General features: G+C 65.2%; 22 protein-coding genes. 13 read left to right on the top strand and 9 right to left on the bottom strand.

Annotated elements, in window-relative coordinates:
- Positions 1-393 precede the first annotated feature (393 nt).
- Genes ubiA through RIA72_RS00370 form a run of 4 tightly spaced genes read right to left on the bottom strand, consistent with a single transcriptional unit; the run spans position 394 to position 4,478 of the window.
- On the bottom strand, positions 394-1,302 hold the full coding sequence (gene ubiA, locus RIA72_RS00385; RefSeq protein WP_350030373.1) for a 4-hydroxybenzoate octaprenyltransferase: 909 nt from the start codon (positions 1,300-1,302) through the stop codon (positions 394-396).
- A 46-nt stretch (positions 1,303-1,348) separates the two neighbouring features.
- Positions 1,349-2,008 carry a TadE/TadG family type IV pilus assembly protein gene (locus RIA72_RS00380; protein WP_350030372.1) on the bottom strand — a complete coding sequence of 220 codons (660 nt, stop codon included), beginning with the start codon at positions 2,006-2,008 and terminating at the stop codon, positions 1,349-1,351.
- Positions 2,005-2,586 carry a TadE/TadG family type IV pilus assembly protein gene (locus RIA72_RS00375; RefSeq protein WP_350030371.1) on the bottom strand — a complete coding sequence of 194 codons (582 nt, stop codon included), beginning with the start codon at positions 2,584-2,586 and terminating at the stop codon, positions 2,005-2,007. The genes RIA72_RS00380 and RIA72_RS00375 overlap by 4 nt, the downstream gene beginning before the upstream one ends.
- Positions 2,583-4,478: a pilus assembly protein TadG-related protein gene (locus RIA72_RS00370; RefSeq protein WP_350030370.1), complete on the bottom strand. Its 1,896-nt coding sequence runs from the start codon at positions 4,476-4,478 to the stop codon at positions 2,583-2,585. The genes RIA72_RS00375 and RIA72_RS00370 overlap by 4 nt, the downstream gene beginning before the upstream one ends.
- Positions 4,479-4,679: 201 nt before the next feature.
- Between RIA72_RS00370 and RIA72_RS00365 the strand changes: the two genes are divergently transcribed.
- Complete coding sequence (locus tag RIA72_RS00365; RefSeq protein WP_350030799.1) at positions 4,680-5,435, top strand: 16S rRNA (uracil(1498)-N(3))-methyltransferase; 756 nt, start codon at positions 4,680-4,682, stop codon at positions 5,433-5,435.
- A gap of 130 nt (positions 5,436-5,565) precedes the next feature.
- The gene (tgt, locus tag RIA72_RS00360) at positions 5,566-6,693 is read left to right on the top strand and encodes a tRNA guanosine(34) transglycosylase Tgt (protein ID WP_350030369.1); all 1,128 of its coding nucleotides are present in this window, start codon (positions 5,566-5,568) and stop codon (positions 6,691-6,693) included.
- Here the strand turns inward: tgt and RIA72_RS00355 are convergent, their stop codons facing one another.
- Positions 6,694-6,864, bottom strand: coding sequence for a NepR family anti-sigma factor (locus RIA72_RS00355; protein ID WP_350030368.1), 171 nt, complete (start codon positions 6,862-6,864; stop codon positions 6,694-6,696).
- A 209-nt stretch (positions 6,865-7,073) separates the two neighbouring features.
- Between RIA72_RS00355 and RIA72_RS00350 the strand changes: the two genes are divergently transcribed.
- The 7 genes from RIA72_RS00350 (at position 7,074) to xth (ending at position 13,958) form a co-directional block, all read left to right on the top strand.
- Positions 7,074-7,868, top strand: coding sequence for a response regulator (locus RIA72_RS00350; RefSeq protein ID WP_350030367.1), 795 nt, complete (start codon positions 7,074-7,076; stop codon positions 7,866-7,868).
- A gap of 52 nt (positions 7,869-7,920) precedes the next feature.
- Positions 7,921-10,638, top strand: coding sequence for a bifunctional [glutamine synthetase] adenylyltransferase/[glutamine synthetase]-adenylyl-L-tyrosine phosphorylase (locus RIA72_RS00345; RefSeq protein ID WP_350030366.1), 2,718 nt, complete (start codon positions 7,921-7,923; stop codon positions 10,636-10,638).
- Positions 10,635-11,096 (top strand): peroxiredoxin, encoded by a 462-nt coding sequence (locus RIA72_RS00340; protein ID WP_350030365.1) that lies wholly within the window; start codon positions 10,635-10,637, stop codon positions 11,094-11,096. Before RIA72_RS00345 ends, RIA72_RS00340 begins: the two co-directional genes overlap by 4 nt.
- Positions 11,096-11,887 (top strand): ferritin-like domain-containing protein, encoded by a 792-nt coding sequence (locus tag RIA72_RS00335; RefSeq protein ID WP_350030364.1) that lies wholly within the window; start codon positions 11,096-11,098, stop codon positions 11,885-11,887. The genes RIA72_RS00340 and RIA72_RS00335 overlap by 1 nt, the downstream gene beginning before the upstream one ends.
- Positions 11,888-12,072: 185 nt before the next feature.
- On the top strand, positions 12,073-12,705 hold the full coding sequence (locus tag RIA72_RS00330; protein ID WP_350030363.1) for a M23 family metallopeptidase: 633 nt from the start codon (positions 12,073-12,075) through the stop codon (positions 12,703-12,705).
- Between the two features lie 97 nt (positions 12,706-12,802).
- On the top strand, positions 12,803-13,144 hold the full coding sequence (gene erpA / locus RIA72_RS00325) for an iron-sulfur cluster insertion protein ErpA (RefSeq protein WP_350030362.1): 342 nt from the start codon (positions 12,803-12,805) through the stop codon (positions 13,142-13,144).
- 40 nt (positions 13,145-13,184) lie between these two features.
- Positions 13,185-13,958 carry an exodeoxyribonuclease III gene (gene xth / locus RIA72_RS00320; protein WP_350030361.1) on the top strand — a complete coding sequence of 258 codons (774 nt, stop codon included), beginning with the start codon at positions 13,185-13,187 and terminating at the stop codon, positions 13,956-13,958.
- 49 nt (positions 13,959-14,007) lie between these two features.
- Here the strand turns inward: xth and RIA72_RS00315 are convergent, their stop codons facing one another.
- Positions 14,008-15,174, bottom strand: coding sequence for an N-acetyltransferase (locus RIA72_RS00315; protein ID WP_350030360.1), 1,167 nt, complete (start codon positions 15,172-15,174; stop codon positions 14,008-14,010).
- Positions 15,175-15,291: 117 nt separating this feature from the next.
- Here RIA72_RS00315 and RIA72_RS00310 point away from each other — a divergent pair, with 117 nt between their 5' ends.
- The gene (locus RIA72_RS00310; protein WP_350030359.1) at positions 15,292-16,398 is read left to right on the top strand and encodes a fatty acid desaturase family protein; all 1,107 of its coding nucleotides are present in this window, start codon (positions 15,292-15,294) and stop codon (positions 16,396-16,398) included.
- Positions 16,399-16,582: 184 nt separating this feature from the next.
- Here RIA72_RS00310 and lptG read toward each other — a convergent pair whose 3' ends face one another.
- Entirely contained in the window at positions 16,583-17,683 is a 1,101-nt protein-coding gene (lptG, locus tag RIA72_RS00305) for an LPS export ABC transporter permease LptG (RefSeq protein WP_350030358.1), read from the bottom strand.
- Positions 17,683-18,891: an LPS export ABC transporter permease LptF gene (gene lptF / locus RIA72_RS00300; RefSeq protein WP_350030357.1), complete on the bottom strand. Its 1,209-nt coding sequence runs from the start codon at positions 18,889-18,891 to the stop codon at positions 17,683-17,685. The genes lptG and lptF overlap by 1 nt, the downstream gene beginning before the upstream one ends.
- A 132-nt stretch (positions 18,892-19,023) precedes the next feature.
- On the opposite strand from lptF, the gene RIA72_RS00295 reads away from it, so the two are divergent.
- From RIA72_RS00295 to RIA72_RS00285, 3 genes are read left to right on the top strand one after another with little or no spacing between them, the layout of a single operon-like run.
- Entirely contained in the window at positions 19,024-19,497 is a 474-nt protein-coding gene (locus RIA72_RS00295) for a DUF2141 domain-containing protein (protein ID WP_350030356.1), read from the top strand.
- A 7-nt stretch (positions 19,498-19,504) separates the two neighbouring features.
- The gene (locus RIA72_RS00290; protein ID WP_350030355.1) at positions 19,505-20,479 is read left to right on the top strand and encodes a diacylglycerol/lipid kinase family protein; all 975 of its coding nucleotides are present in this window, start codon (positions 19,505-19,507) and stop codon (positions 20,477-20,479) included.
- Between the two features lie 7 nt (positions 20,480-20,486).
- On the top strand, positions 20,487-21,347 hold the full coding sequence (locus tag RIA72_RS00285) for a hypothetical protein (protein ID WP_350030354.1): 861 nt from the start codon (positions 20,487-20,489) through the stop codon (positions 21,345-21,347).
- 40 nt (positions 21,348-21,387) lie between these two features.
- Here the strand turns inward: RIA72_RS00285 and RIA72_RS00280 are convergent, their stop codons facing one another.
- The gene (locus RIA72_RS00280; protein ID WP_350030798.1) at positions 21,388-22,473 is read right to left on the bottom strand and encodes a PepSY-associated TM helix domain-containing protein; all 1,086 of its coding nucleotides are present in this window, start codon (positions 22,471-22,473) and stop codon (positions 21,388-21,390) included.

Below are 22,473 nucleotides of genomic sequence, written 5' to 3'. Positions count from 1 at the left end.
CTGCTTTACACTGAAATCGTCATCCCGGCGAAGGCCGGGATCTCGACGGTGCGCCGTTCTGCTCGGGTGAGATCCCGGCCTTCGCCGGAATGACAGAAAATATGGAATGGCTTTAGGGTCAGGACCCATTAATTCCACGATCGAGGCGTCGAAATGGCGAAGATATCGGGCCTTTGTGGATGCAGCGGGTAGCGATGCTACCCGCAAGGCCGCGAAGGTTCGAGATCGAAGCCATTTCGGCGTCCCCCCAGGTAAGCGAGAGGGGGGATTTGATCGATTTTGCCCATGGCAGCGTCGAAAAGTCTTGAAATATCGACATATTACTTCGCCTTTCCTCCTCGCCCTGAGCAAAATCGCTTCAAACCTCGAGCGCGGAATTAATGGGTCCTGACCCTAGGGCGCCGTTCCCACCACCAGCATCGCCGCGAATATCAGCAGCCCGGCAAAACGGTTGCTGCGGAACTTGGCGAGCGCATCCGCGCCATTGGCGATGTCGAGCGTTACGACCTGCCCGGTGAGGTGCAGCGCCGCGGGCAGCAGCGCGAGAAGCGCCAGCGGATCGGGTCGCACCGCCCACAGCGCGGCCGCCCATAGGCCGAGCGCGGCGGCGTAGCAGATCGCGACCCCGGTTTTCACCCGGCCTCCCATCGCGCGCGCGCTCGATTTGACGCCGACGAGCATATCATCCTCGATGTCCTGCAACGCATAGATGGTGTCGTACCCGATCACCCACGCGATGCATCCGGCATAGAGAAGGGGCAGCGCGGCCCCCTGCATACCGCCCACCGCAACCCATGCGACGAGCGCACCCCAGCTGAACACCAGTCCCAGCCACGCCTGCGGCCACCAGGTGATCCGCTTCATAAAGGGATAGGCGGCGACGAGGACGAGGCTGGCGAGCGCGACGATCTGCGCCGGCCGCGGCAACTGGAGCAGCACGATCAGCCCGACGAGCGAAAGCAGGACGGCCCATAAAAAGGCGTTTCGCACCGACACCGCCCCGCTTGCCACCGGCCGCGACGCGGTGCGCGCGACCTGCGCGTCGAGGTCGCGATCGACGATGTCGTTATAGACGCACCCGGCGCCACGCATCGCGATCGCGCCGAGCAGCAGCCACAGCAGCAGCGGCCAGTGGCTGACCGCGCCGCCGCCGAGCGCGACGCCGAAGGCGCACGGCCAGTACAGCAGCCACCAGCCGATCGGGCGGTCGAACCGCGCAAGCAGTGCATATGGTCGCGCCGCCGCGGGCAGCAGCGCGACGAAGCCGCGAAGCTGGCTGTCGGGAGGATGGGTGGCAGTCATCGCGACGCGCGCGATAGCAGGTGCGCGCGCGCGAATAAATGGCCGATCAGTCGCAGAGGGAGGGCGTGCCCGGCGGCTTCACCCCCGACAAATCGCGCGCCTCGCGGACATTATAGGCGGCGGTCGACCGGATCGTCCGCGGCCCGAGCCAGGCACCGAACAGCAACGGTTCATATTCATAGGTGATTTCGACGAACATGATTGCGGTACCCGCAACCGCTTTCACCTCACGGCCCACCGGCCCCATGCCGGGGAAATCGGTGCCCGTCGCGCCGGTTCCCTCTTCGCCATAGGCCGACGCGACCTCCAGATTGCCGAAACAGCGCTGCCATTTGATCGTTTGTCCGCCGTCGTCATTGCGTTGGAGGCTGGAGAGGATGATGCGGCCGCTATTCTCGAAATTCAGCCCCGCGATCTGCTTCGCGGCGCCCGCGAATACCTCGTTGATGTCGACCTCGCGAATCTGCGGCTGGGTCAAATTGCTGCCAGCGGCGATACGCGCCGCATTGTCCGCGGTATTGAGCCCGAGCTGGCTGACGCGCGTATGCGCGAGCGTCAGGTTGGCGATTTCCAGCCCGCCGAACCCGACGAGGATCAGGAAAGGGATGGCGAACGCCATTTCGAGCATGACAGCCCCGCGCGTGCCCCGCGCGAAATCCCGCACGGCCCGCCGTATCCGGCGGCGAAAATCGGTCGGGCGGGTCATCCGCATACCTCCGCTTCCACCTCGCCGCCCGCCGCGAAGGGCTGGTTGCGTAGCAAGGTCGTCGAACTCAGCGTCGTCGATTGCGGCTGCCCCAGCATCCGCCACACGGGCAGCACGCGGTCGAACCGCATCGTGACCGTATATTGAACGACGTCGTCAGCGCCGCCATTGCCCTGCCGGCCGCCGTCTTCCCAGCAATCTTCGGGCGAGGGATCCTGGATGCCGTTGCCATTCGAATCGACCCAGCGCAGTGGGCGGATGTCGCTATAATCGTCGAAAACGCGGCGGTTGAAGGTCACGGTGGCGCTGGCGAACACCTGTTTCACCTGCGCTGCCACCCTGGCGTCGAGCGCGCTCTGGTCGGCAGAATGGGTTTCGAGCGCGGAGTCGCGTCCTGCCTTCGCCACCGCGCCCTGCAACACCTGCTGCGCGTACATCTGCCAGCAATAATCAAAGATGCCGAGCAGGACGAGCAGGAATACCGGTGCGGTCAGCGCGAACTCGACAAAGGCCGTGCCGCCTTCGCTCTGCCGCAGGCGCCGCGCCCAGCGGCGCATCAAGGAAGCCCGGCGGGTCATTGTGACAGCCTCAGCTTGGAAATCTGCCGCGCGATCGCCTGGAACTGTTCGTTGAGTTCGGCGGCATTGTCGGCCTCGAACGCCTCGCCCGACGATGCGCAACTGTTGAGGTTCGCGTTGCTGCCGACGCCGAACGACACGACCCAGATCGTCATGCCGCGCTGACGCGCCGATCGGCACAATTGCACGAAACGGTTGTTGTGACGCGCGGCGCCGTCGCTGTCGCTCGTCGAGCCAACCCGCGGCAACGAGCGCTCCTGCCCTTGGTGTGACAGGTTCGCACGCGGCGTAACCATCTCGCCGTCGGTCATGAAGACAATGTGACGGCTGATCGGGCGGCCGTTGGCGGCGGTCGCGTTCACATCGGCGAACAGTCCGGTCGGCGACAGCAGCCGCGCGCCCCACGCCATGCCGGCATCGTGATAGGTATAGCCGCGCGGCTGGAGCGAGTTGATATAGCTCGCAAAGCTGTCGCGCGACGCTGTGGTCATCGTCGTCAAATTCATCGCCGCTACCGGGCACGCCGCATAATCGCCGCCCTGTTCGGCGAAGTCCCGGATATTGCTGGTCGACCAATATGGATTCACCTGATTGCGATTATAGGTGACATCGGGCAGAAATAGCTTCCATTGCGTGTCGACATCGGCGGTCGGCACCAGGTCGATGTCCATGTCGAAGGCGTCGTCGGGTGCGGTCTGCGTAGACGTAAAGGGCGTCGTGCCACGCTCGATGATGCAGCCGCCCCAACTGGTCGTGACCAACGCACCCTGATCGCCCGTGTCCGACTCCATCGTCGATCCGGTCTTCAGCGAGCGGGTATCGAAACTGCGGTCCTCGTATCGATATTCGCCATCGAACACCTTGGTCGGCGATTCGGTAATGACCTGTGTGCTCGTGCGAACGAAGCTGGCGATCCAGCGGCCTTCGCGGCACTGGCCTTTGTTATTCTGGAACGTATTGTATTTATAATAGCTGTAGGTGCGCTCGACATCATAGGTCGAAATGCGATTGCCGTCGGCGTCGACATATTGTTCGGTCCGGTTGGCATTGGGCTGTCCCGGCTGGGGTGTGGTGTCGGCAGGCAGGCCGCCCTTGCATTTGCCAAGATCCTTGTCGAAAACATCCGGATTGTGGGTGTCCTGGATGTTGCTCTCGTCGAAATCGGTCTGAGTATAGACGATCTTGGTCTTGGGCGTACGCGACGGCAGCCGAACCTCGTCCGCTAGCCAGTTCAAATTTTCTGCCGCAAGGATGCCACCGACATTGACTGAGGAGCTGTAGGGCACAACGCCGAAGCGTAGCCGCCCGTCGCCGATGTCCGCGGCCGTCAGCGTATCAAAAAAGTCGATCGCTGCTTTTTGCAGCGCCACGATCTTGGTGTCCGTGTCGCTTGAGTCGGCCTTGCGTGACATCGACCCCGTCACGTCGAGCACGAGCATGACGTCGACGTTCGAGATTTCGAGCTTTGCCGTACAGTTGGCCGACAGGCGAAACTGGTCCTTGCCGAACATGAACATCAGTTCGGTCGGCAGCACCGCCGACGCTTGCCCGGCGACGTCGGAGGCGTTGAGCGCCTGCGAGGAAAAGACGATGGCCGACGCGCCATATTTGGCTTCGGGGAAGTTGAAATTGAACATCTTGTTCGCTTCGTCCTTCGCCGCGTCGTCATATTGGCCGCCCGCCATCGCGCGCCGCCCGGCGAGCACGCCGGCGTCGCACGCCTGCTGCAGACGCAGCTGCGCCATATAGGCCCGGCCGATATCGACCGCCGAGCCGACGAAGCCGATCACCGGGATGATCGCCGCCGCGGTCAGCATGAAGGCGTTGCCGCGCCGATCGCTAATGAGCGATTTGGTGCCGGTACGCAGCCGGCCGATCCAGGTCCCTCGCATGGTCAATCCCTCTTCGGCCTGCGGCACTCCCCAACCGATGCGCCGCTGGTAATCTCGCACCTAGGGCGAGACTGCTTACCAAAACGCTAATCGCGGCGGCGCGGGCGGGGTCGAGGCGGCGTTTCTGACCCGTATCGGGACAGGGTGCGCCGCTTCGCGGCAAAAGATGCACAAACCGCCGCGCTCTGGTATCGCGCCGCCATGCCCGCGACTCCCGCCTGGCCCCCCGCCAGCACGCCCCGCCTCTTTGTCGATCAGCCGCTCGGGCCTGACAGCGCGCCCGTGATCGACGGCGCCGCCGCGCATTATCTGCTCGGCGTGATGCGGCTGAAGGCCGGCGATCCGGTGTGCCTCTTTGACAATCGCAGCGGCGAATGGCTCGCGGTCGTCGCCGATGCCGCCAAACGCTCGCTGACCCTCCGCGTCGAACGACAGCTCCGCGACATCGAACAGGTGCCCGACCTCTGGCTCTGCTTTGCGCCGGTCAAGAAGGCGCGGCTCGACTGGATCATCGAAAAGGCGACCGAGCTCGGCGTCCGCCGCCTCCAGCCGGTGATCACCGAACGCACGATTGTCGAGCGTGTGAAGCAGGAACGGCTCGCCGCGCAGATTATCGAAGCGTGCGAACAATGCGGACGCACTGCGCTCCCCTCGCTCGGCGAGCCCGTCAAGCTGCCGCAGCTGCTCCAGAGCTGGCCCGCCGATCGCGCGCTGCTTTTTGCCGACGAGGCAGGCGGTGCCCCGCTCGCGCATATTTCGGCCCCCGCCCCCGCGGCGATCCTCACCGGCCCCGAAGGCGGCTTCACCGACCGCGAACGCGCCCTGCTCGTCGCGCACGCTGCCGTTCACCGCATCGCGCTTGGCCCCCGCATCCTGCGCGCCGAAACCGCCGCAATCGCCGCGGTCAGCCTGTGGATGGCGCAGCACGGCGATTGGAGGGGCGAGCAGGAAGGGTAGCGGTGCGGGCGGAATCGCGGCGGCTTCCGTCCCGTAGCTTATCCGTCATCCCGGCCTTCGCCGGGATGACGTTCGGTGCAAGGTTGGACAATCTCGACTTTCCATGGCTTTCCCGCCATAGGCGCGCGCCATGGCCGACAGATTCGCCTTTTCCATCGCCGCAACCGACGGCGCCGCGCGCACGGGAACGATCCTCATGCAGCGTGGCGAAATCCGCACGCCTGCTTTCATGCCCGTCGGGACCGCCGCGACGGTGAAGGCGATGCGCCCGGCCGAGGTTCGCGCGGCGGGCGCCGACGTCATTCTGGGCAACACCTATCATCTGATGCTGCGCCCGACGGCCGAACGCATGGCGCGGCTCGGCGGGCTGCACAATTTCATGGGCTGGGACCGGCCGATCCTGACCGACAGCGGCGGTTATCAGGTGATGAGCCTGTCGGCGCTCACCAAGCAGAGCGAGGAGGGGGTGGCCTTCAAAAGTCACCTCGACGGATCGCGCCACATGCTGACGCCCGAACGCTCGATGGAAATTCAGCGGCTGCTCGGCAGCGACATTGTGATGGCCTTCGACGAATGCCCGCCCGCCGGGGTCGACGCGAAGCGCGCCGCAGCGAGCATGGAGCGGTCGATGCGCTGGGCGGCGCGCAGCCGTGCGGGATTTGACGCAGGCGAGGAACATGCGGCGCGTTCGGCGCTGTTCGGAATCCAGCAGGGTTCGCTCGATGAAAAGCTCCGCGCGCGTTCGGCGGCGGCGCTCGTCGACATCGGGTTCGATGGTTATGCGATTGGCGGCCTTGCAGTGGGCGAGGGGCAGGAGGCGATGTTCGGCGTGCTCGACTTCGCGCCCGGACAGCTTCCTGCCGACAAACCGCGCTATCTGATGGGGGTCGGCAAACCCGACGATCTGGTCGGCGCGGTCGCACGCGGTGTCGATATGTTCGATTGCGTGCTGCCGACGCGGTCGGGCCGCAACGGGCAGGCCTTTACCTGGGACGGACCGCTCAACATTCGCAATGCGAAATTCGCCGACGATCAGGAGCCGCTCGATCCTGCCTGCGGCTGTCCGGTCTGTACGACCTGGTCGCGCGCCTATCTGCATCACCTCGTCCGCGCCGGCGAAATGCTCGGTGCCATGCTGATGACGCAGCATAATATCCATTTCTATCAGGATCTGATGCAGGCGATGCGCGATGCGATCGCGGACGGGCGTTTTGCGGCCTTCCAGGCGGATTTTGCGACGCGCTACCGCCGCCTCTGATCAGTCGAGCTTGCCGAGAAGGTCGAGCAGCGACTGCGGAATGGCTTCATCAACTGTTGATTCATACGCGCGGCGAAGCGCGCCATTGACGTCCGGCGCCTTGGCGGAAGGCTTTTTGTCGGCGCCTTTCCCCGATACATCGCCGCGGGGCGATCCGGTTTTAGGCGTCATTATAAGTGCATCCGCTGGACATGGGGCCTTTTGCTAGCCGCGCGAACCACAAAGAGCAATGGCGCGCTTGTTTCTTTCCCATGAAACCATTTTTAGGCTAAATCGTTCCCATAGGTCGAAATAAGCCGGATAGGGGGCGGGGCGGCACGGAACTTGTCCCGGTTTCGCACAGTCCGTTCGGCGTCGACACGGCTTTCAGGAGGTTATCTATGTCATTGGGTCAGTCGGTTGCGCCGCATCTTCCCTATCTGCGACGCTATGGCCGGTCCATTTCGGGAAGCCAGCAGCATGGCGACGCGCTTGTCGCACAGATGCTCGAAACGCTCGTGGCGCACCCCGATGCCGTCGATGCGGACGCGGACCTGCGCATCCAGCTTTATCGCATGGTACACGACAAATTCGGGCTGATGGCCGAAAAGGCGGCCCCCGATGGCGAGGCGACGCAAAGCGACATGGCGATTGCCGATGCCCGGCTGCGCCGCATTCCTTCGCTCGCGCGGCAGGCGCTGTTGCTTACTGCGGTGGAAGGCTTCAGCATCGAGGATGCGGGCCGCATCATCGGCCGCGATGCCGAGGCCGTGCGCGCGCTGATCCACGACGCAACCGACGAGATCGATCGCCAGACGCGCGCGCGCATCCTGATCATCGAGGATGAGCCAATCATCGCGATGGATATCGAGATGATCGTTCGCGACCTGGGGCACGAGGTGGTCGCTGTCGCGACGACGCATACCGAGGCGGTCGAAGCGGCGCAAAAGCACAAGCCCGGCCTCGTGCTTGCCGACATCCAGCTCGCGGACAACAGCTCGGGGATCGAGGCGGTGCAGGAAATCCTGTCGGAGGTGAAGTTGCCTGTCATCTTCATTACGGCCTTTCCCGAACGGCTGCTTACCGGCGATCGGCCGGAGCCTGCGTTTCTGCTGACCAAACCCTATCAGCCCGCGACCTTGCGCGCGGCGATCTCGCAGGTTCTGTTCTTCGACGAAAGCACGGTTCCGGCCTGATTGCGCGGAGAGGGGTTGATACCGCAGGAGGAGCGCGCGATAGCCACGCGCGATGACCGCATCCGATGCATCCGCGCGCCAAGGCGCGCTCGACCGGCTCTACGCCAACGCCCCATTCCTTGCGCGGCTCGCGGAGATTAATCCGGGCGATGTCGCGCTCTTCCTGTCGGACGGCGCCGATGCCGCGCTTGCGGAGGTGACGCCGCCTGCGATCGGCGACGATGTCATGCGCAAGCTTCGCCAATGGCGCGGGCGGATGGCCTTGCTGCTCGCGCTTGGCGACCTGTCGGGCGAGCATGATGTCGCCGCGACGACGCGGTTGCTCACCGATTTTGCCGACCGCGCGTGCGACGCTGCGCTCGCCGCCGCCTTTGCCGAGCGCGTGCCCGACGAAGAGCCGCGCGGCCTGTCGTTGATCGCGCTTGGCAAGCTCGGCAGCCACGAACTCAACTATTCGTCGGACATCGACCCGATCCTGATCTTCGATCCCGAGACGCTGCCGCGCCGCGCGCGCGACGACCCCGACGAAGCGGCGGTACGGATCGCGCGGCGGATGGTCGAAATTTTGTCGGCGCGCACCGCCGACGGCCATGTGCTGCGCGTCGACCTGCGCCTTCGCCCGCACCCGGAAGTAACGCCGATCGTGCTGTCCGAAAGCGCGGCCATATCCTATTATGAATCCGAAGCGCTGGCGTGGGAACAGGCGGCCTTCATCCGCAGCCGCGCCTCGGCGGGCGACCGCGGACTGGGCGAGCGTTTCCTGTCGGCGATCCAGCCCTTCATCTGGCGCCGCAGCCTCGATTTCCGCCAGCTCAAGGAAATCGGCGCGATGAGCGACCGGATTCGCGACCATTTTGCGCAGGGGCAGGCCTTTGGTCCCGGCTATGATCTGAAACGGGGCCGCGGCGGTATTCGCGAGATCGAATTTTTCGCGCAGGTGCATCAACTTATTTATGGCGGGCGCGATCCGTCGCTGCGCCCGCCCGCGACGGTCGACGCCCTTGCGGCGCTGGCGGCGGCGGGGCGGATCGAAGCCGATGTCGCGCAGCGACTGTCGGACCATTATGCGACGCTGCGCCGTATCGAACACCGGCTGCAAATGGTCGAGGATCAGCAAACCCACTGCCTGCCGACATCTGCCGCGGCGCTCGACAAGGTCGCGCGGCTCGACGGAATGGCCGACGGCACGGCATTGCTCGCCGCGCTCGAACCCGTGGCCGCCGAGGTTGCCGCCTGTTACGACCGGTTGGTCGCGGAGCGGGCGGCGACCAGCGGCCTGCCGCGTGACGAGGAGGCGCTTGCAGGCCGATTGGCTGCAGCGGGGTTCGATCCGCCCGGCGCCGCGCTGCGCACGATCGCCGAGTGGCGCGGGGGCAAGCTGCGCGCGCTGCGCAGCGCGGCGGCGCTCGATGCGCTCGAGACCGTGCTGCCCGAACTCGTTCGCGCGATCGGCGCCGCACCCGATCCGCAAGCGACCTTGCTCCGTTTCGACAAGCTGGTCGCGGGCTTGCCCAGCGCGATCAATTTCTTTCACCTTCTTGCCGCGCAGCCCGAACTGGCAAAAGTTGCGACGCGCATTTTGTCGCTCGCGCCGACGCTCGCCGATGCGCTCGGCGCGCGCGTCGAACTGATCGAGGGGCTGATCGACAAGCGCGCGTTCGAGGCGCCGGCGAACAAGGCCGGGCTGCTTGCCGAATGGGCGCCCGGGCTGGCGGGGCTCGACTATGAACGCCTGCTCGACCGCGTGCGCGACCGCGTCGGCGAGCGGCGCTTTGCTTACGGGGTGCAACTGATCGCAGGGGCGAACGACCCGCTCGCCATCGCCTGCGGCTATTCGGAACTGGCGGAGGCGGCGTTGCAGGTGCTCGCCGACGCGACTGTAGCCGAATTTGTCGAGGCGCATGGGCGCGTGCCGGGCAGCGAGTTGGTCGTGCTTGCGCTCGGCCGACTCGGCGGCCGTGCGCTGACGCACGCCTCCGACCTCGACCTCATCTATTTGTTCACGGGCGACCATCTTGCCGAATCGGACGGGCCGCGGCCGCTCGGCGCGACGACCTATTATAACCGCTTGGCGCAGCGCGTGACCGCGGCGATGTCGGTCCCGACCGCGGCGGGCAAGCTTTACGACGTCGACACGCGCCTCCGCCCGCAGGGGGCGCAGGGGCCGCTCGTTGTCACGCTCGACAGCTTTGCTCGCTACCAGCGCGAAGAGGCCTGGACGTGGGAGCATATGGCGCTGCTCCGCGCGCGGCCCGTCTATGGGGCCGACGGCGCGCGCGCGGCGCTGCAACACATCATCGACGACCTGCTCGCGGCGCCGCGCGACCGCGACGCGGTGGCAGCGGACGCCGCCGCGATGCGCGACAAGATCGCCGCGCACAAGCCGCCGCAGGGCCCGCTCGACATCAAGGGCGGGCCGGGCGGGCTCGTCGACCTTGAATTTGCGATGCAGGTGACGCAGCTTGCGACGGGGCGCTGCCACGATCCCAACATCGGCTCGGCACTGGCGTGCATGAAGGTCGAGCGGCTGGTGTCGCCGGCGATTTGCGACGCGCACGGCCTGCTTGCGCGGATGCTCGTGATGCTGCGCCTCACCGCTCCCGACGGGGAACCTGCGACGGCCGCCGCGCGTCAACTTGTTGCAAGCCAGTGCGGCGAGCCCGGCTGGCCGCAACTGCTTGCCGCGCACGATGCGGCGCGGCAGGAGATCGCAAGCTGGTGGGCTTCGATTCGGCCGACCTCCCCCGCTGAACAGGAGAAACAGACATGATCGCGACCGGCGACCCCATCCCCGATGTGAAGCTTCTCGACGCCGATGGCGCCGTGATCGATCTGGCCGCGATGAAGGGCGCGCCGCTCGTCGTCTATTTTTATCCCAAGGCGGATACGCCGGGCTGCACGACCGAGGCGCAGGACTTCACGCGGCTCGCTCCCGATTTTGCGCATCTGGACGCCCAGGTGCTCGCCGTGTCGCGCGATGCCCCGTCAAAGCTGTGCAAGTTTCGCGACAAATACGGCCTCACCGTGCGCCTCGCCTCCGACGAGGACGGCGCGGTGTGCGAAGCGTTCGGCACCTGGGTCGAAAAGCAGAATTACGGCCGGACCTATATGGGCATCGAACGCTCGACCTTCCTCTTCGGCCGCGATGGCAAGCTGGCGAAGGAGTGGCGCAAGGTGCGCGTGAAGGGCCACGCCGACGCGGTGCTGGAGGCGGCGAAGGCGCTTTGATGGCGACACTTGGCGAAGCCGCGCGCGCGGTGTTGCTGACCGCGGACCCGCATGACAAGCGCCGCGCAGCGCGGCGTCTGGCGCGCGCGTGGCGGCGGGGTGAGCTTGCGCACCGCTGCGACGTGGCGATGCCGGGCAGGCCAGCATGGCCCGATCGGCCCGAATTGCTCGCGCCCGGCCAGATGCCGCGCCGCCGCAAGGGCGGGTCCGAACGCGGGCGCATTGCGATGCTCCACGCGCTCGCACATATCGAATTTGTCGCGATCGACCTGGCGGTCGACCTGGTGGGACGTTTTGGCGGCGACTTTCCGCGCGCGTTCGTCGACGACTGGATCGGCGTCGCCGCCGACGAGGCGATGCATTTCGCGTTGCTCGACCGGCGGCTGCGGCAACTCGGCAGCTTTTACGGCGATTTGCCGGCGCATGCGGGATTGTGGGAAGCGGCGGAGGCAACCAGCGATGACGTGCTTGCGCGGCTTGCGATCGTTCCGATGGTGCTCGAAGCGCGCGGGCTCGACGTCACCCCGGCGACGGTCGATCGCTTCCGCGCGGCGGGCGACGAGGCATCGGGAAAGATTTTGTCGCGTATTTACAGCGACGAAATCCGTCATGTGCGCGCGGGCACAGTCTGGTTCGGGCAAAGGTGCGACGAAATGGGATTCAACGCCGCCGAAACGTGGCAGGCCCTCGTAAAATCGCGGTTTCGGGGCGGTTTGAAACCGCCGTTCAACGACTCAGCGCGTGCTCGCGCCGGTTTAACGCAAGAATTCTACGCCGTTATTGCTTCGTAAGCTTTGCGCCAGCACACAGGCTCTCGCGGGGGATGAGCAATCATCCAGAGCAAGAAAACCGGCACCAAGGTCCATTTTCCGGGCTTTGGCGACATGGCAAACGCGGGGTCGTTGTTTTGACTAACATTCTACTGGCGCAAAAGTTGCACCACGTCGCAATAATTTGCGCAGCAGCCTGTTTCGGATTGGCCGCACCGGCCGTCCACGCCGCCGAAACCAGCGCCGACGCGGGCATCGTCGTTCCCGACGAACCCGATGATGACAATTTCGACGTGGGCGTTCCGTCGGTCGGCGAAGACAGCGAAGCGCGCGCGATCTTCCAGGCGTGGAAGCGCCTCGACACCGGCCTTGCCGCCTCGATCGGGGTGGCGGTGCCTTCGCGCCGCCCGATCGATCAGATGTCGCTTTCGTCGTCCTATGGTATGCGCGTCCACCCGATCACCGGCAAGGTCGCGCGCCACAATGGTATCGACATTCCGGCGCCGCACGGGACGCCGATTTACGCGACCGCCGACGGCATTGTCGGCCGCGCCCAGCGCCTTGGCGGCTATGGCAATTATGTTGAAATCGAACATGGCAATGCGATCCAGACGCGCTACGGCCACATGTCCTCCTATGTCGTGCGCTCGGGCCAACAGGTGAAGAAGGGCGAGATCATCGGCTATGTCGGCTCGACCGGCCGTTCGACCGGCAATCATCTTCATTATGAAGTCCGCATCGAAGGCGCGCCGGTCAATCCGATGCCGTTCGTGCGGTCGGACCAGATGGCGATCGCGGCGATCACGGGCAAAAATGCCGCGATGGGCGGTCCCGAATAAGCATTAACCGGGCTTTCCTGGGTCGGAGAGGAGGGGCGCTTCACGGTAGATGCCGGGGCGCCCTTTTCTTTTGGCCGTGCGTCCCTATCTTGCTGTCATGGCCACGCAGATTTCCGACATCACCCTGTCGCCCGCCGCTGCGGCGCGCGTCCGCTGGATCGCCGAGCGTAAGGGCGAAGCACAGGCGGCGCTGCGTCTCGCGGTCGATGGCGGGGGCTGTTCGGGCTTCACCTATCGCTTCGGCCTCGCCGAAAGCATCGATGCCGACGACATCGTGACCGAAACCGACGGGGTCAAGCTGGTCGTCGATCCGGTCAGCATCGACCTGGTGCGTGGCTGCACGGTCGATTTCGTCGATTCGCTTGGCGGGTCGTCGTTCAAGGTCGAAAATCCCAATGCGGCCGCGGGTTGCGGCTGCGGGTCCAGCTTCGCGATCTGACGCCTTTCACCCCGCCGCGCTTGCTGCCATAGGTGCGGACATGAAAATCGCGACCTTCAACATCAACGGGATCAAGGCCCGTATGCCGCGCCTTGTCGAATGGCTTAAGGAAACGCAGCCCGACGTCGCCTGTTTGCAGGAACTGAAATCGAGCGACGAAACGATGCCGGTCAAGGAGATAGAGGCGGCGGGTTACGGCTTTCTCTATCACGGGCAAAAGGGCTTCAACGGCGTCGCGATCCTCGCCAGGGGCGTCGACCCGGTCGAGGTTCAGCGCGGCCTTGCGGGCGAGACCGAAGACGAGCAGTCGCGCTATCTGGAGGCCGACGTCCACGGCGTCCGCGTCGCGTCGATCTACCTTCCCAACGGCAATCCGCAGCCCGGCCCCAAATTCGATTACAAGCTGCGCTGGATGGCGCGGCTGCGCGAACGCGCGAAGGCGTTGCTGGCTGCCGAAATCCCGACGATCCTCGCAGGCGACTATAACGTCATCCCGCACGACGATGATGTCTGGGATCCGCATGGGCCGATGGCGACCGACGCGTTGATGCAGCCCGAATCGCGCGACGCCTGGTTCCGGCTGCTCGGCGATGGCTGGACCGACGCGATCCGCAGCCGCCATCCCGCCGGGGGCGTGTGGACCTTCTGGGATTATCAGGCCGGGGCCTGGCAGCGCGACCATGGCTTTCGCATCGATCATCTGCTGCTCAGCCCCGCGCTCGCCGATCGGCTCGCCGATGCGGGGGTCGACAAGGATCATCGCGGCCGCGAAAAGGCCAGCGATCACGCGCCGACCTGGGCGGTGCTTTCGTGATCCGTCGCCGCACGATCCCGGCGGCGGTGGCCGAAGCAGGCGCCGGTAATCAGAGCGCCTTGTCGTAAATCTGATAGACGCGGTTGACCCGCGCGTTGATCGCGGCGGCGACCGCGTTCATCCCCTGATTGTCGTCGAGCACCCAGCCGATGTCGCCCTGTTCGGCGCCATAGCTGGCGACGCCGTCGCGCCGGATGAACTCGATCATCATGAAAGCGAGTGTGCTTGCCATGCGGCTGTTCTGCAATTTCTTGACGACGCCCATCAGCGGGACGCGCAGTCGGCGGCTCCTGGGTTTGCGGAGCCACCAGAGCAGCCGCGCCCAGTTGAAGGGCAGCAGCGATCCCTCCATGTCGATCAGCAGCTGGTTGATGTCGGGGAGGACGATCATAAAGGCGACGGCTTCGCCGTCGAGCTCGGCGACGCGGATCAGATCCTCGAAAACGATGTCCTTCAGCTTTTTGCCGATATAGGCGATCTCGCTGTCGGTCAGCGGCACGAAACCCCAATTGTCCGACCAGGCATCGTTGAGAATGCCCATGATCAGCCGCGCTTCGGCGTCGAATTTCCGTTTGTCGACGCGGCGGATGCGGATGCGGTCGTTCTTCTCGCCCGCGGCGACGATACGGTTCACCAGCGGGGGAAAGCCGTCGACGATGTCGACCGCAAAATTCCTGAGCTGCTTCACGGGACGATAGCCCGCCGCCTCGATCCACGCGCGATAGAGCGGGCTATTGTGGCCGAGCATGATCGTCGGCGGCGTTTCGAACCCTTCGATCAGCAGGCCGGGTTCGTCCCAAATCGAAATCGACAAGGGACCGAGCGCGCGGGTCATGCCCTGTTCGTGCAGCCAGCCCTCGGCCGCGGCGATCAGCGCGGCGGCGCTGTCTTCATCCTCGGCCTCGATCAGCCCCCAATTGCCCGTGCCGGGCCCCATGCCCTGTTCGGGCGGCTGCGCGAGCGCCAGCGCGTCGATATGCGCCGAAATGCGCCCAACCGTGCGACCGCGGCGCCGCGCGAGAAACAATTGCGCCTTGCCATGTTCGAACCATGGATTTTTGCCGGGCGTGAGAAGACCATAGACCTCGCTTTTCAGCGGCGGCACCCATGCCGGATCGCCGCGGTTGAGCCGAAAGGCGAGTTCGACAAATTCGCGCAGTTCGTCCTTGTTCTTGACCGGATGGATCGTGACCGGGCCTTCGTTGTGCGCGCTCATACTGGTTTCCTGAAATGCCAACCCTATATATTGCGCGACGCATTAGGGCATAGATGCGGCGCTGGCGACCCGCATTCGGCCATCTTGCTGCCACGAAGCTATGGTTTTGGACCCGATATGACGACGATCAATCCCCCCGCTGATCGGGTCGCGACCCCCTTCGCACCGTCGGCAACCAAAGTTCCCAAATCGGCCATCGCGGACGATATGGCGATGATCCGCGCGGCGTCCGAACTGACGCGCGATCTCGTTCAGCCGAGCGCGCGCATCTACTGGACCGATATGCTCGCCTCGGCCTTCATCGGCTATGCCGGGATTGCGGCGGCGATTTTTGCGCCTTCGACCGCATGGATGCTGCTCGCCGCCGCGGTCGCGGTCGCCGCGCTCTATCGCGCGGGCAGCTTCATCCACGAACTTACGCATATCCGCAAAAATGCGCTGCCGGGCTTTCGCCTCGGCTGGAACATCCTCGTCGGCGTGCCGATGCTGATCCCCTCCTTCATGTACGAGGGAATCCACAGCCTGCACCACAACCGCACCAAATATGGCACGGTCGAGGATCCCGAATATCTGCCGCTCGCGCTGATGAAACCGTGGACGGTGCCGCTGTTTGTCGTCGCCGCGGCGTTCGCGCCGCTCGCGCTCCTGTTCCGCTACGCGGTCCTCACCCCGCTGTCGTTCCTGATCCCGCCGCTGCGCCGGATCGTGGTCGAACGCTATTCGGGGATGATCATCAACCCGCTGTTCCACCGCAAGCCGCCCGAGGGCGAGTTTCGCCGCATGTGGGCGTGGCAGGAGGGCGGCGCCTGGGCGTGGTCGACGCTTCTGATCGCGGCAGGCGTCTTCGGCTGGGTGCCGCTGCGCGCGCTCGCCATCTTCGGCGCGATTGCGGCGGCGACGCTGGTGCTCAACCAGATCCGCACGCTCGTCGCGCATCTGTGGGAAAATGATGGCGAGGTGCTGACCGTGACGGGCCAGTTCCTCGATAGCGTCAACGTGCCCCCGCCGGGCTTGCTGCCCGAACTATGGGCGCCGGTGGGTCTGCGCTATCACGCGCTGCACCATCTGCTGCCCGGCCTGCCCTATCATTCGCTCGCCGAGGCGCACCGGCGGTTGAAGGACGCGCTGCCCGCCGATTCGCAATATCATGGCGCGAATTACGACAGCTTGCCGAAGCTGGTGCGCAATCTGGTTGCCGGGTCGGCGCGGGGCAAAGCCGCCTGACATTTGCGCCGACGATGTCTGCTTTGGGGTGGGGAGCTGCCACACGCATATTCGTCATCCCCGCGAAAGCGGGGACCCAGAGCGTGCGTAGGCTGACCCCACACTGGGTTCCCGCTTTCGCGGGAATGACGAAGTTATAAGAACCGAAACGGCAACTTCCGGCCGATAACTGACGCTGGCAGCCCTATTCCTCGGTCCGGATCAAAATCATCTCGCCGATCAGCGCGAACAGGATGAACGGCCCCCACGCCGCAAGGAAGGGGGAATAGGCGCCGAGGTCGCCCATCGCGAGCGCGAAATTGTCGGCGACGAAATAGGCGAAGCCCAGCCCCATGCCGATGATCGCGCGCACGAACAGCTTGCCCGATCGTGCAAGGCCGAACGCTGCGACGGCGCCCAGAAGCGGCATCAAAATCGCCGATAGCGGCCCCGAAATCTTGTGCCAGAGCACGCCCTTCAGCGCGTCGACGGGGCGCCCCGCGGCCTCGAGGTCGTCGATCGCCGATTTGAGTTTCAAAAACGGCAGCTCGTCGCCGTCGACCTGCGCCAGCGTGAACTGGTCGGGGCGCACCGCTCTTGCCGCGATGATCGTTCCCAGCGGTTCGAGCGCCCCCGACCGGCGGACAAAACGCCGCGCATTCTCCATCTTCCACCCACCGCGGGGCAGCGCGCGGGCGCTGTCGGCCGACAGCATCGACGAAAGGACCCCGCCGGTGCGTTCATAGATGGTGACGCCGCGCAGCACCACGGCGGGCCCCGCGGTTTCGACCGTTCGGGCGTTGATCAGATCGTCGCCGTCGCGCACCCAGATGTTGCTGCGCACCCCGCTGTCGGCGGGCACCCGCTTATATTCGACCTTTTGCCATGCGCTGAGCGCTGCGGTCGATCGCGTGACGATGCGTTCGTTGAAAACAAAGCTGATGCCCGCGACGAGCAATGCGGCGAGGAACAGCGGCGCCAGCACCTGATGCGCCGACATGCCCGCGGCTTTCATCGCCACGACCTCGCTGTTCTGGTTCAGCGTCACCATCGTCAGGATCGTGCCGAGGAGCACCGAAAAGGGCAGGAAGGTTTCGATGATCTGGGGCATTCGCATTCCGACATAGCGCCACACGTCGCCGTCGCTGTTGCCCGCCACCGCCAGGATCTTGCCGCTTTCGCCAAGCAGGTCGAGCGTCTGGAGGATCAGTACCAGGGCAAAGAGGATCGCAAAGGTGCGAAACAGGAACATTCGCCCGACGTAAAGCGCCATGGTGCGCGACGGAAAGAAATGGAGCTGGTGCATCAGCCGGCCCGCTCCTTGCGCTGGAACAGGCCGATCAGCGCGCGGAGCCGCTGCGCGCCCTTCGCCGCGACGCGTTCGAGCGCGCCGATCGGCTGGCCGCCGGGCACGTGCGCAATCGTATAATACATCCAGATCGCGAGCGCGGCGAACAGGAGGAAGGGGACCCAGAGCGCGATCAGCGGGTCGACCGCGCCGCGCGCGCCCAGGTCCTCGGCATATTGGTTGATCTTGTGCTGGGTGACGAGCAGCACGATCGACAGGAAAACGCCGAGCGACGAGGTCGACCGTTTCGGCGGCACTGCCAGCGCGACCGCGATGAGCGGGATCAGGAACATCGACATGACCTCGACGATGCGGAAGTGGAAATTGGCGCGCGATTCGAGCCGCGTCTGCTCGGTCTGGCGGCTGTCCTTGCCCGCGACGAACAGTTCGGGGATCGTCTTTTCGCGGTCGGCGCCGCCGCGCAGCCGGAACGCCTCGATCTTGGGCAGCGGGATCGGCAGGTCATGATTGTCGAAGGTCAGCACCCGCGGAACCGCAAATTTGGGCGATTCGTGGATCAAAACTCCCTGCGACAGCCGCAGGATGATCGTGTCGGGGTCGTCGGTCGCGAGGAACTGCCCGCGCGATGCCGTCGCCGACACGCGCTGGCCGTCGCGCTGTTCGCCCCGCACGAAAATGCCGCGCAGCGACCGGCCGTCGTTATAGCTTTCCTCGATGCGCAGCGTCATGCGGTCGCCGAGCTTGGTGAACTCGCCGACCTTGATCGACGCGCCGAGCGCGCCCGATCGCAGCTCGAACTGCAGGCCTTCATAGGCGTAGCGGGCGTAGGGCTGAATGAAGCCGACGATCGCCAGGTTGAGCGCGGCGAGCGCCACGGCGTAGACATAGGGCATCCGCATCAGCCGCCCGAAGCTCATGCCGACGCCCTTCAGCACGTCGAGCTCGCTCGATGTCGCAAGTCGCCGGAAAGCCAGCAGAATCCCCAGCATCAGCCCGATCGGAATGCCCAGCGAGAGATATTCGGGGATGAGGTTGGCGAGCATCCGCCACACGACGCTGACCGGTCCGCCTTCGGTCGCGACGAAGTCGAACAGCCGCAGCATCTTTTCGAGCACGAGCAGCATCGCCGACAGCACGAGCGTGCCGAGCATGGGGAAAAAGATGAGCCGCGCGATATAGCGGTCGATGGCAGGCAGCTTATTCAATCTTTCGTCGCCCCATCACCATGTTTTGGCCGCAAATGTTTCCGATATGCCGATTCAAGGGCGACAGGGACCCATGTCGGCGTGCGCCGTGCGTGCGCGGACGTGGCTATAGCCTCTGGAGGTTTTGAGGTCATGTCGAAATTTGTATCGGGCCTGCTTGCCGTTGCGCTGTTGACCGCAGGGTCCACGGCGCAGGCCATGGGCCGGGTCATACCGAACGATCTGTCCAATTGCCGCAGCGGGCCGTCGACGCTCGTTCAGATCAACGGGATCCGCGAATCGGGCGGCAAGATTCGTGTGCAAAGCTATCGCGGAACGTCGGCCGACTGGCTGGCCAAGGGACGCTGGCTGACCCGTATCGAGGTGCCGGCGCGCGCCGGGTCGATGACGGTTTGCGTGCCGCTGCCCGAAGCCGGCGTGTATGGCATTGCCGTGCGCCACGACGTCAATGGCAACGGCAAAACCGACATCAGCAAGGATGGCGGCGGCATGTCGAACAATCCCAGCATCAATATCTTCAACCTCGGCAAGCCGAGCTACAAGAAGACGGCCTTTACGGTGGGCGATGCGCCGCGGACTATCTCTATCTCGATGAAATATATGTGATCCGCCGATGGCCAGTGTCGCGCTCCTCTCGAATCCTCGCTCGACGGGCAACCGCTCGCACCTGCCGCGGGTTCGCGAATTTTGCGCGGCACATCCCGACATCTTTCATTATGAGGTGGAGGATGTCGAACAGATTGGCGAGGCCATCCGCACCATCGCGATGGTGTCCCCACGCGTCGTCGCGATCAACGGCGGCGACGGCACCGTCCAGGCCGCGCTGACCGAGCTTTATTCGGGCGGGCATTTCGGCGGATCGCCGCCTCCGGTGGCGGTGTTGCCGAACGGCAAGACCAATTTGATCGCACTCGACCTCGGCGCCGAGGGCGACCCGATCAAGGCGCTCCAGCGCGTGCTCGATCTTGTCCAGGCGGGCGAACTTGGCGACCATGTGATCGAGCGTCAGCTCATCGCGCTCGACAGCGGCGGCGGCGCGCGGCCCGTGCTCGGCATGTTCCTTGGCGGCGCCTATCTTGCCGACGTCATGCTCTATTGCCGCAACCGCATCTATCCGCTCGGCCTGCCGAACGGCATTTCGCATTTCCTTGCGGCAATCCTAGGGTTGTTCGCGATGGTCTTTGGTCTCGGCGGCGGGCGGCTGCCGCCCAAGCCCGAACCGATGACGGTGTCGCTGGTTCGCCAGGGCGAGTTCAAGGGTAAATTCTCGCTCCTCATCGTGACGACGCTCGAAAAACTGCTGCTCAGCATTCGCACCAGCGACCGACAGGGCGGGGGCGGTCATATGAAGCTGCTCGCGACCGACAGCAGCGTCGGCGCGCTGCTGAGGATGCTCGGTGCGACCTGGCGCGGCACGCTGGGGCAAAAGCAGCTTGAAGGCGTGCATTTTCAGCAGGGCGACGAAATCCGGATCGAGGGCGAACGGTCGAACGTCATCCTCGACGGCGAGATTTTCGAGGCGAAGAACGGCGCGCCGATCATCCTGACCTCGACGCAGCCGGTTCCTTTCCTGCGCCTCGCCGCCTGAGCTTTCGATGACGGCTCTCATCGATCTCGTCCGCGAAGAGCTGGCGGTTCCGGTCGAGCCGCGCGTTGCGGCCATGGCGGCGGCGATCGCGGCGGAATATCCGGGCAGCGCGCGTGCGGTGCTTTTCTATGGCAGCTGCCTTCGCGAGCGTGAACTCGATGGGCTGATGCTCGATTTCTACCTGATCGTGTCGGATTATGGCGACGCTTATCCGAAACGCTGGCTGGCGGCCGCAAACCGGCTGATCCCGCCCAATGTCTTTCCCTTTCAGCACGGCGGGCTGATCGCCAAATATGCGGTGCTGAGCGAAGCCGACTTCCACCGGCTGAACGGGCCGGAGACACGCAACGTGTCGGTGTGGGCGCGTTTCGCGCAGCCCTCGCGGCTGGTCTGGGCGGTCGACGACACCGCGCGCGGGCGTGCGGTTGCCGCGGTTGCGCGCGCGGCCCCCACATTGCTGGGCGCGGCGGGGCGGCAAGCGGGCGAGGCACCGCTCGATTGGTGGCGCCGCGCCTTCCGGCTGACCTATTCGGTCGAATTGCGCGCCGAGCGCAGCGGCCGCGCGCAATCGGTGGTCGATGCCGATGCCGCGCGATACGACCGGTTCAGCGCGCCCGCGATCGCTGCGATCCCCGCAAGGGCGCGGAGCGGAGGCTGGGCGCGGCGGCGCGTCGAAGGCAAGCTGCTCAGCATTGTCCGGCTTGCCAAGGCCAGTCTCACCTATGCCGGCGGAATCGACTATCTGGCGTGGAAGATCAATCGCCACGCGGGGACCCGGATCGAGATCAAGCCGTGGCAGCGCCGCTGGCCACTCGTCGCCGCGCTGACTCTGGTACCGCGGCTGATGAAAAGCGGCGCGATCCGCTAGGCCGATCCGCCGCGATCGTCAGAACCGGCCTTTCGCGCCGCTATCGCGCCGCCAGCGCGGCCCTTTTCACGGCGCGCTTCGCGGGCTTGGGGCGCCTGAACCAGAAGGTCCACACGGCAAGGCTGCCGAGCATCGTCATCGCCAGGCCCGAGAGGGTGAGCAGGATGCGCCACGTCCAGCCTCCGACCTTCGACGCATGGATCGGATAGGCCTTGTTGAACGCCTGGGCGCCGGAGGGCATCGCGAGCGCGTCGTTCGCGCCGAGCAACTCGCCGGTCGCGGCGTCGAACCACAGCGTCGAACGCCCGTTGGGGAGCCATTCGGGCTGTTGGCGCATCCGGAGGCTGATCGGGTCGCCCGGCGTACGCGGCAGGCTGAGGATACGAAATTCGGCACCCGGAAAGCGTCGCCGCGCTTCGGTCAGCATCGCGCTATAGGGCGGCTTCTGCGCGAGCGGTCCGCCTTTATATTTCGGGGGCTCCATCGCCTTGGCGGCTTCGGCGGGCGAACCGAAGGGGGCAATCATCACCATCGCAAAGGGACGAAAGATCATCATCGTCCCGGTGACGATCGAGATGAGCAGCAGCGGCGCGGCGATAATCCCGATGTCGCGGTGATGCATGACGATCGCGGGTCGGCTCATCCGCTTGGGCCACAGGCGCAGCTGGAAGCTTCTCCGCGTGCGCCACCACAGGATCGCGCCGCTGATGACGAAAAACAGCCCGCACAGCCCCGCAATCCCGATCACCCATTCGCCGATGTCGCCAGCAAAGAGATGGTGGTGGAAATCGAAAATCCAGAGTTCGGGGCGCTCCCACTGGCTCGCCCAGCGCGCGGCGATCTCGCCCGACTGGTTGGCATAGGCGCCCGCGCCATCCGCGAACCGCAGCTGATGCAGTCCCAGGCGCGCATCGGCATAGATGATGCCCTGCGCGCCGGGCATCGCCATCAGCTTTTCGGTCGCGGCCGCAACGGTCGCAAGGTCGCCGCGCTGCGCATCGCCCGCGCCCGCAATGCCGATCCAAAGATGTTTGTAGAGCAGGATCGTGCCCGACGCGCCGAGCAGCGCGAGCAGAAGGCCGATGAGGCCCCCTGCCCAGCGATGCAGCGTGTCGAGTAGCTTCAT

It is taken from the genome of Sphingopyxis sp. (assembly GCF_040216815.1).
In the GTDB taxonomy this organism is placed as follows: Bacteria; Pseudomonadota; Alphaproteobacteria; order Sphingomonadales; family Sphingomonadaceae; genus Sphingopyxis.
This window is presented reverse-complemented; position numbering and strand designations above follow the sequence as displayed.

Bases quoted from the DNA above. Each gene is read 5' to 3' on its own strand.
- ubiA (WP_350030373.1), bottom strand. From the start codon at position 1,302: ATGACTGCCACCCATCCTCCCGACAGCCAGCTTCGCGGCTTCGTCGCG.
- RIA72_RS00380 (WP_350030372.1), bottom strand. From the start codon at position 2,008: ATGACCCGCCCGACCGATTTTCGCCGCCGGATACGGCGGGCCGTGCGG.
- RIA72_RS00375 (WP_350030371.1), bottom strand. From the start codon at position 2,586: ATGACCCGCCGGGCTTCCTTGATGCGCCGCTGGGCGCGGCGCCTGCGG.
- RIA72_RS00370 (WP_350030370.1), bottom strand. From the start codon at position 4,478: ATGCGAGGGACCTGGATCGGCCGGCTGCGTACCGGCACCAAATCGCTC.
- RIA72_RS00365 (WP_350030799.1), top strand. From the start codon at position 4,680: ATGCCCGCGACTCCCGCCTGGCCCCCCGCCAGCACGCCCCGCCTCTTT.
- tgt (WP_350030369.1), top strand. From the start codon at position 5,566: ATGGCCGACAGATTCGCCTTTTCCATCGCCGCAACCGACGGCGCCGCG.
- RIA72_RS00355 (WP_350030368.1), bottom strand. From the start codon at position 6,864: ATGACGCCTAAAACCGGATCGCCCCGCGGCGATGTATCGGGGAAAGGC.
- RIA72_RS00350 (WP_350030367.1), top strand. From the start codon at position 7,074: ATGTCATTGGGTCAGTCGGTTGCGCCGCATCTTCCCTATCTGCGACGC.
- RIA72_RS00345 (WP_350030366.1), top strand. From the start codon at position 7,921: ATGACCGCATCCGATGCATCCGCGCGCCAAGGCGCGCTCGACCGGCTC.
- RIA72_RS00340 (WP_350030365.1), top strand. From the start codon at position 10,635: ATGATCGCGACCGGCGACCCCATCCCCGATGTGAAGCTTCTCGACGCC.
- RIA72_RS00335 (WP_350030364.1), top strand. From the start codon at position 11,096: ATGGCGACACTTGGCGAAGCCGCGCGCGCGGTGTTGCTGACCGCGGAC.
- erpA (WP_350030362.1), top strand. From the start codon at position 12,803: ATGGCCACGCAGATTTCCGACATCACCCTGTCGCCCGCCGCTGCGGCG.
- xth (WP_350030361.1), top strand. From the start codon at position 13,185: ATGAAAATCGCGACCTTCAACATCAACGGGATCAAGGCCCGTATGCCG.
- RIA72_RS00315 (WP_350030360.1), bottom strand. From the start codon at position 15,174: ATGAGCGCGCACAACGAAGGCCCGGTCACGATCCATCCGGTCAAGAAC.
- RIA72_RS00310 (WP_350030359.1), top strand. From the start codon at position 15,292: ATGACGACGATCAATCCCCCCGCTGATCGGGTCGCGACCCCCTTCGCA.
- lptG (WP_350030358.1), bottom strand. From the start codon at position 17,683: ATGCACCAGCTCCATTTCTTTCCGTCGCGCACCATGGCGCTTTACGTC.
- RIA72_RS00295 (WP_350030356.1), top strand. From the start codon at position 19,024: ATGTCGAAATTTGTATCGGGCCTGCTTGCCGTTGCGCTGTTGACCGCA.
- RIA72_RS00290 (WP_350030355.1), top strand. From the start codon at position 19,505: ATGGCCAGTGTCGCGCTCCTCTCGAATCCTCGCTCGACGGGCAACCGC.
- RIA72_RS00285 (WP_350030354.1), top strand. From the start codon at position 20,487: ATGACGGCTCTCATCGATCTCGTCCGCGAAGAGCTGGCGGTTCCGGTC.
- RIA72_RS00280 (WP_350030798.1), bottom strand. From the start codon at position 22,473: ATGAAGCTACTCGACACGCTGCATCGCTGGGCAGGGGGCCTCATCGGC.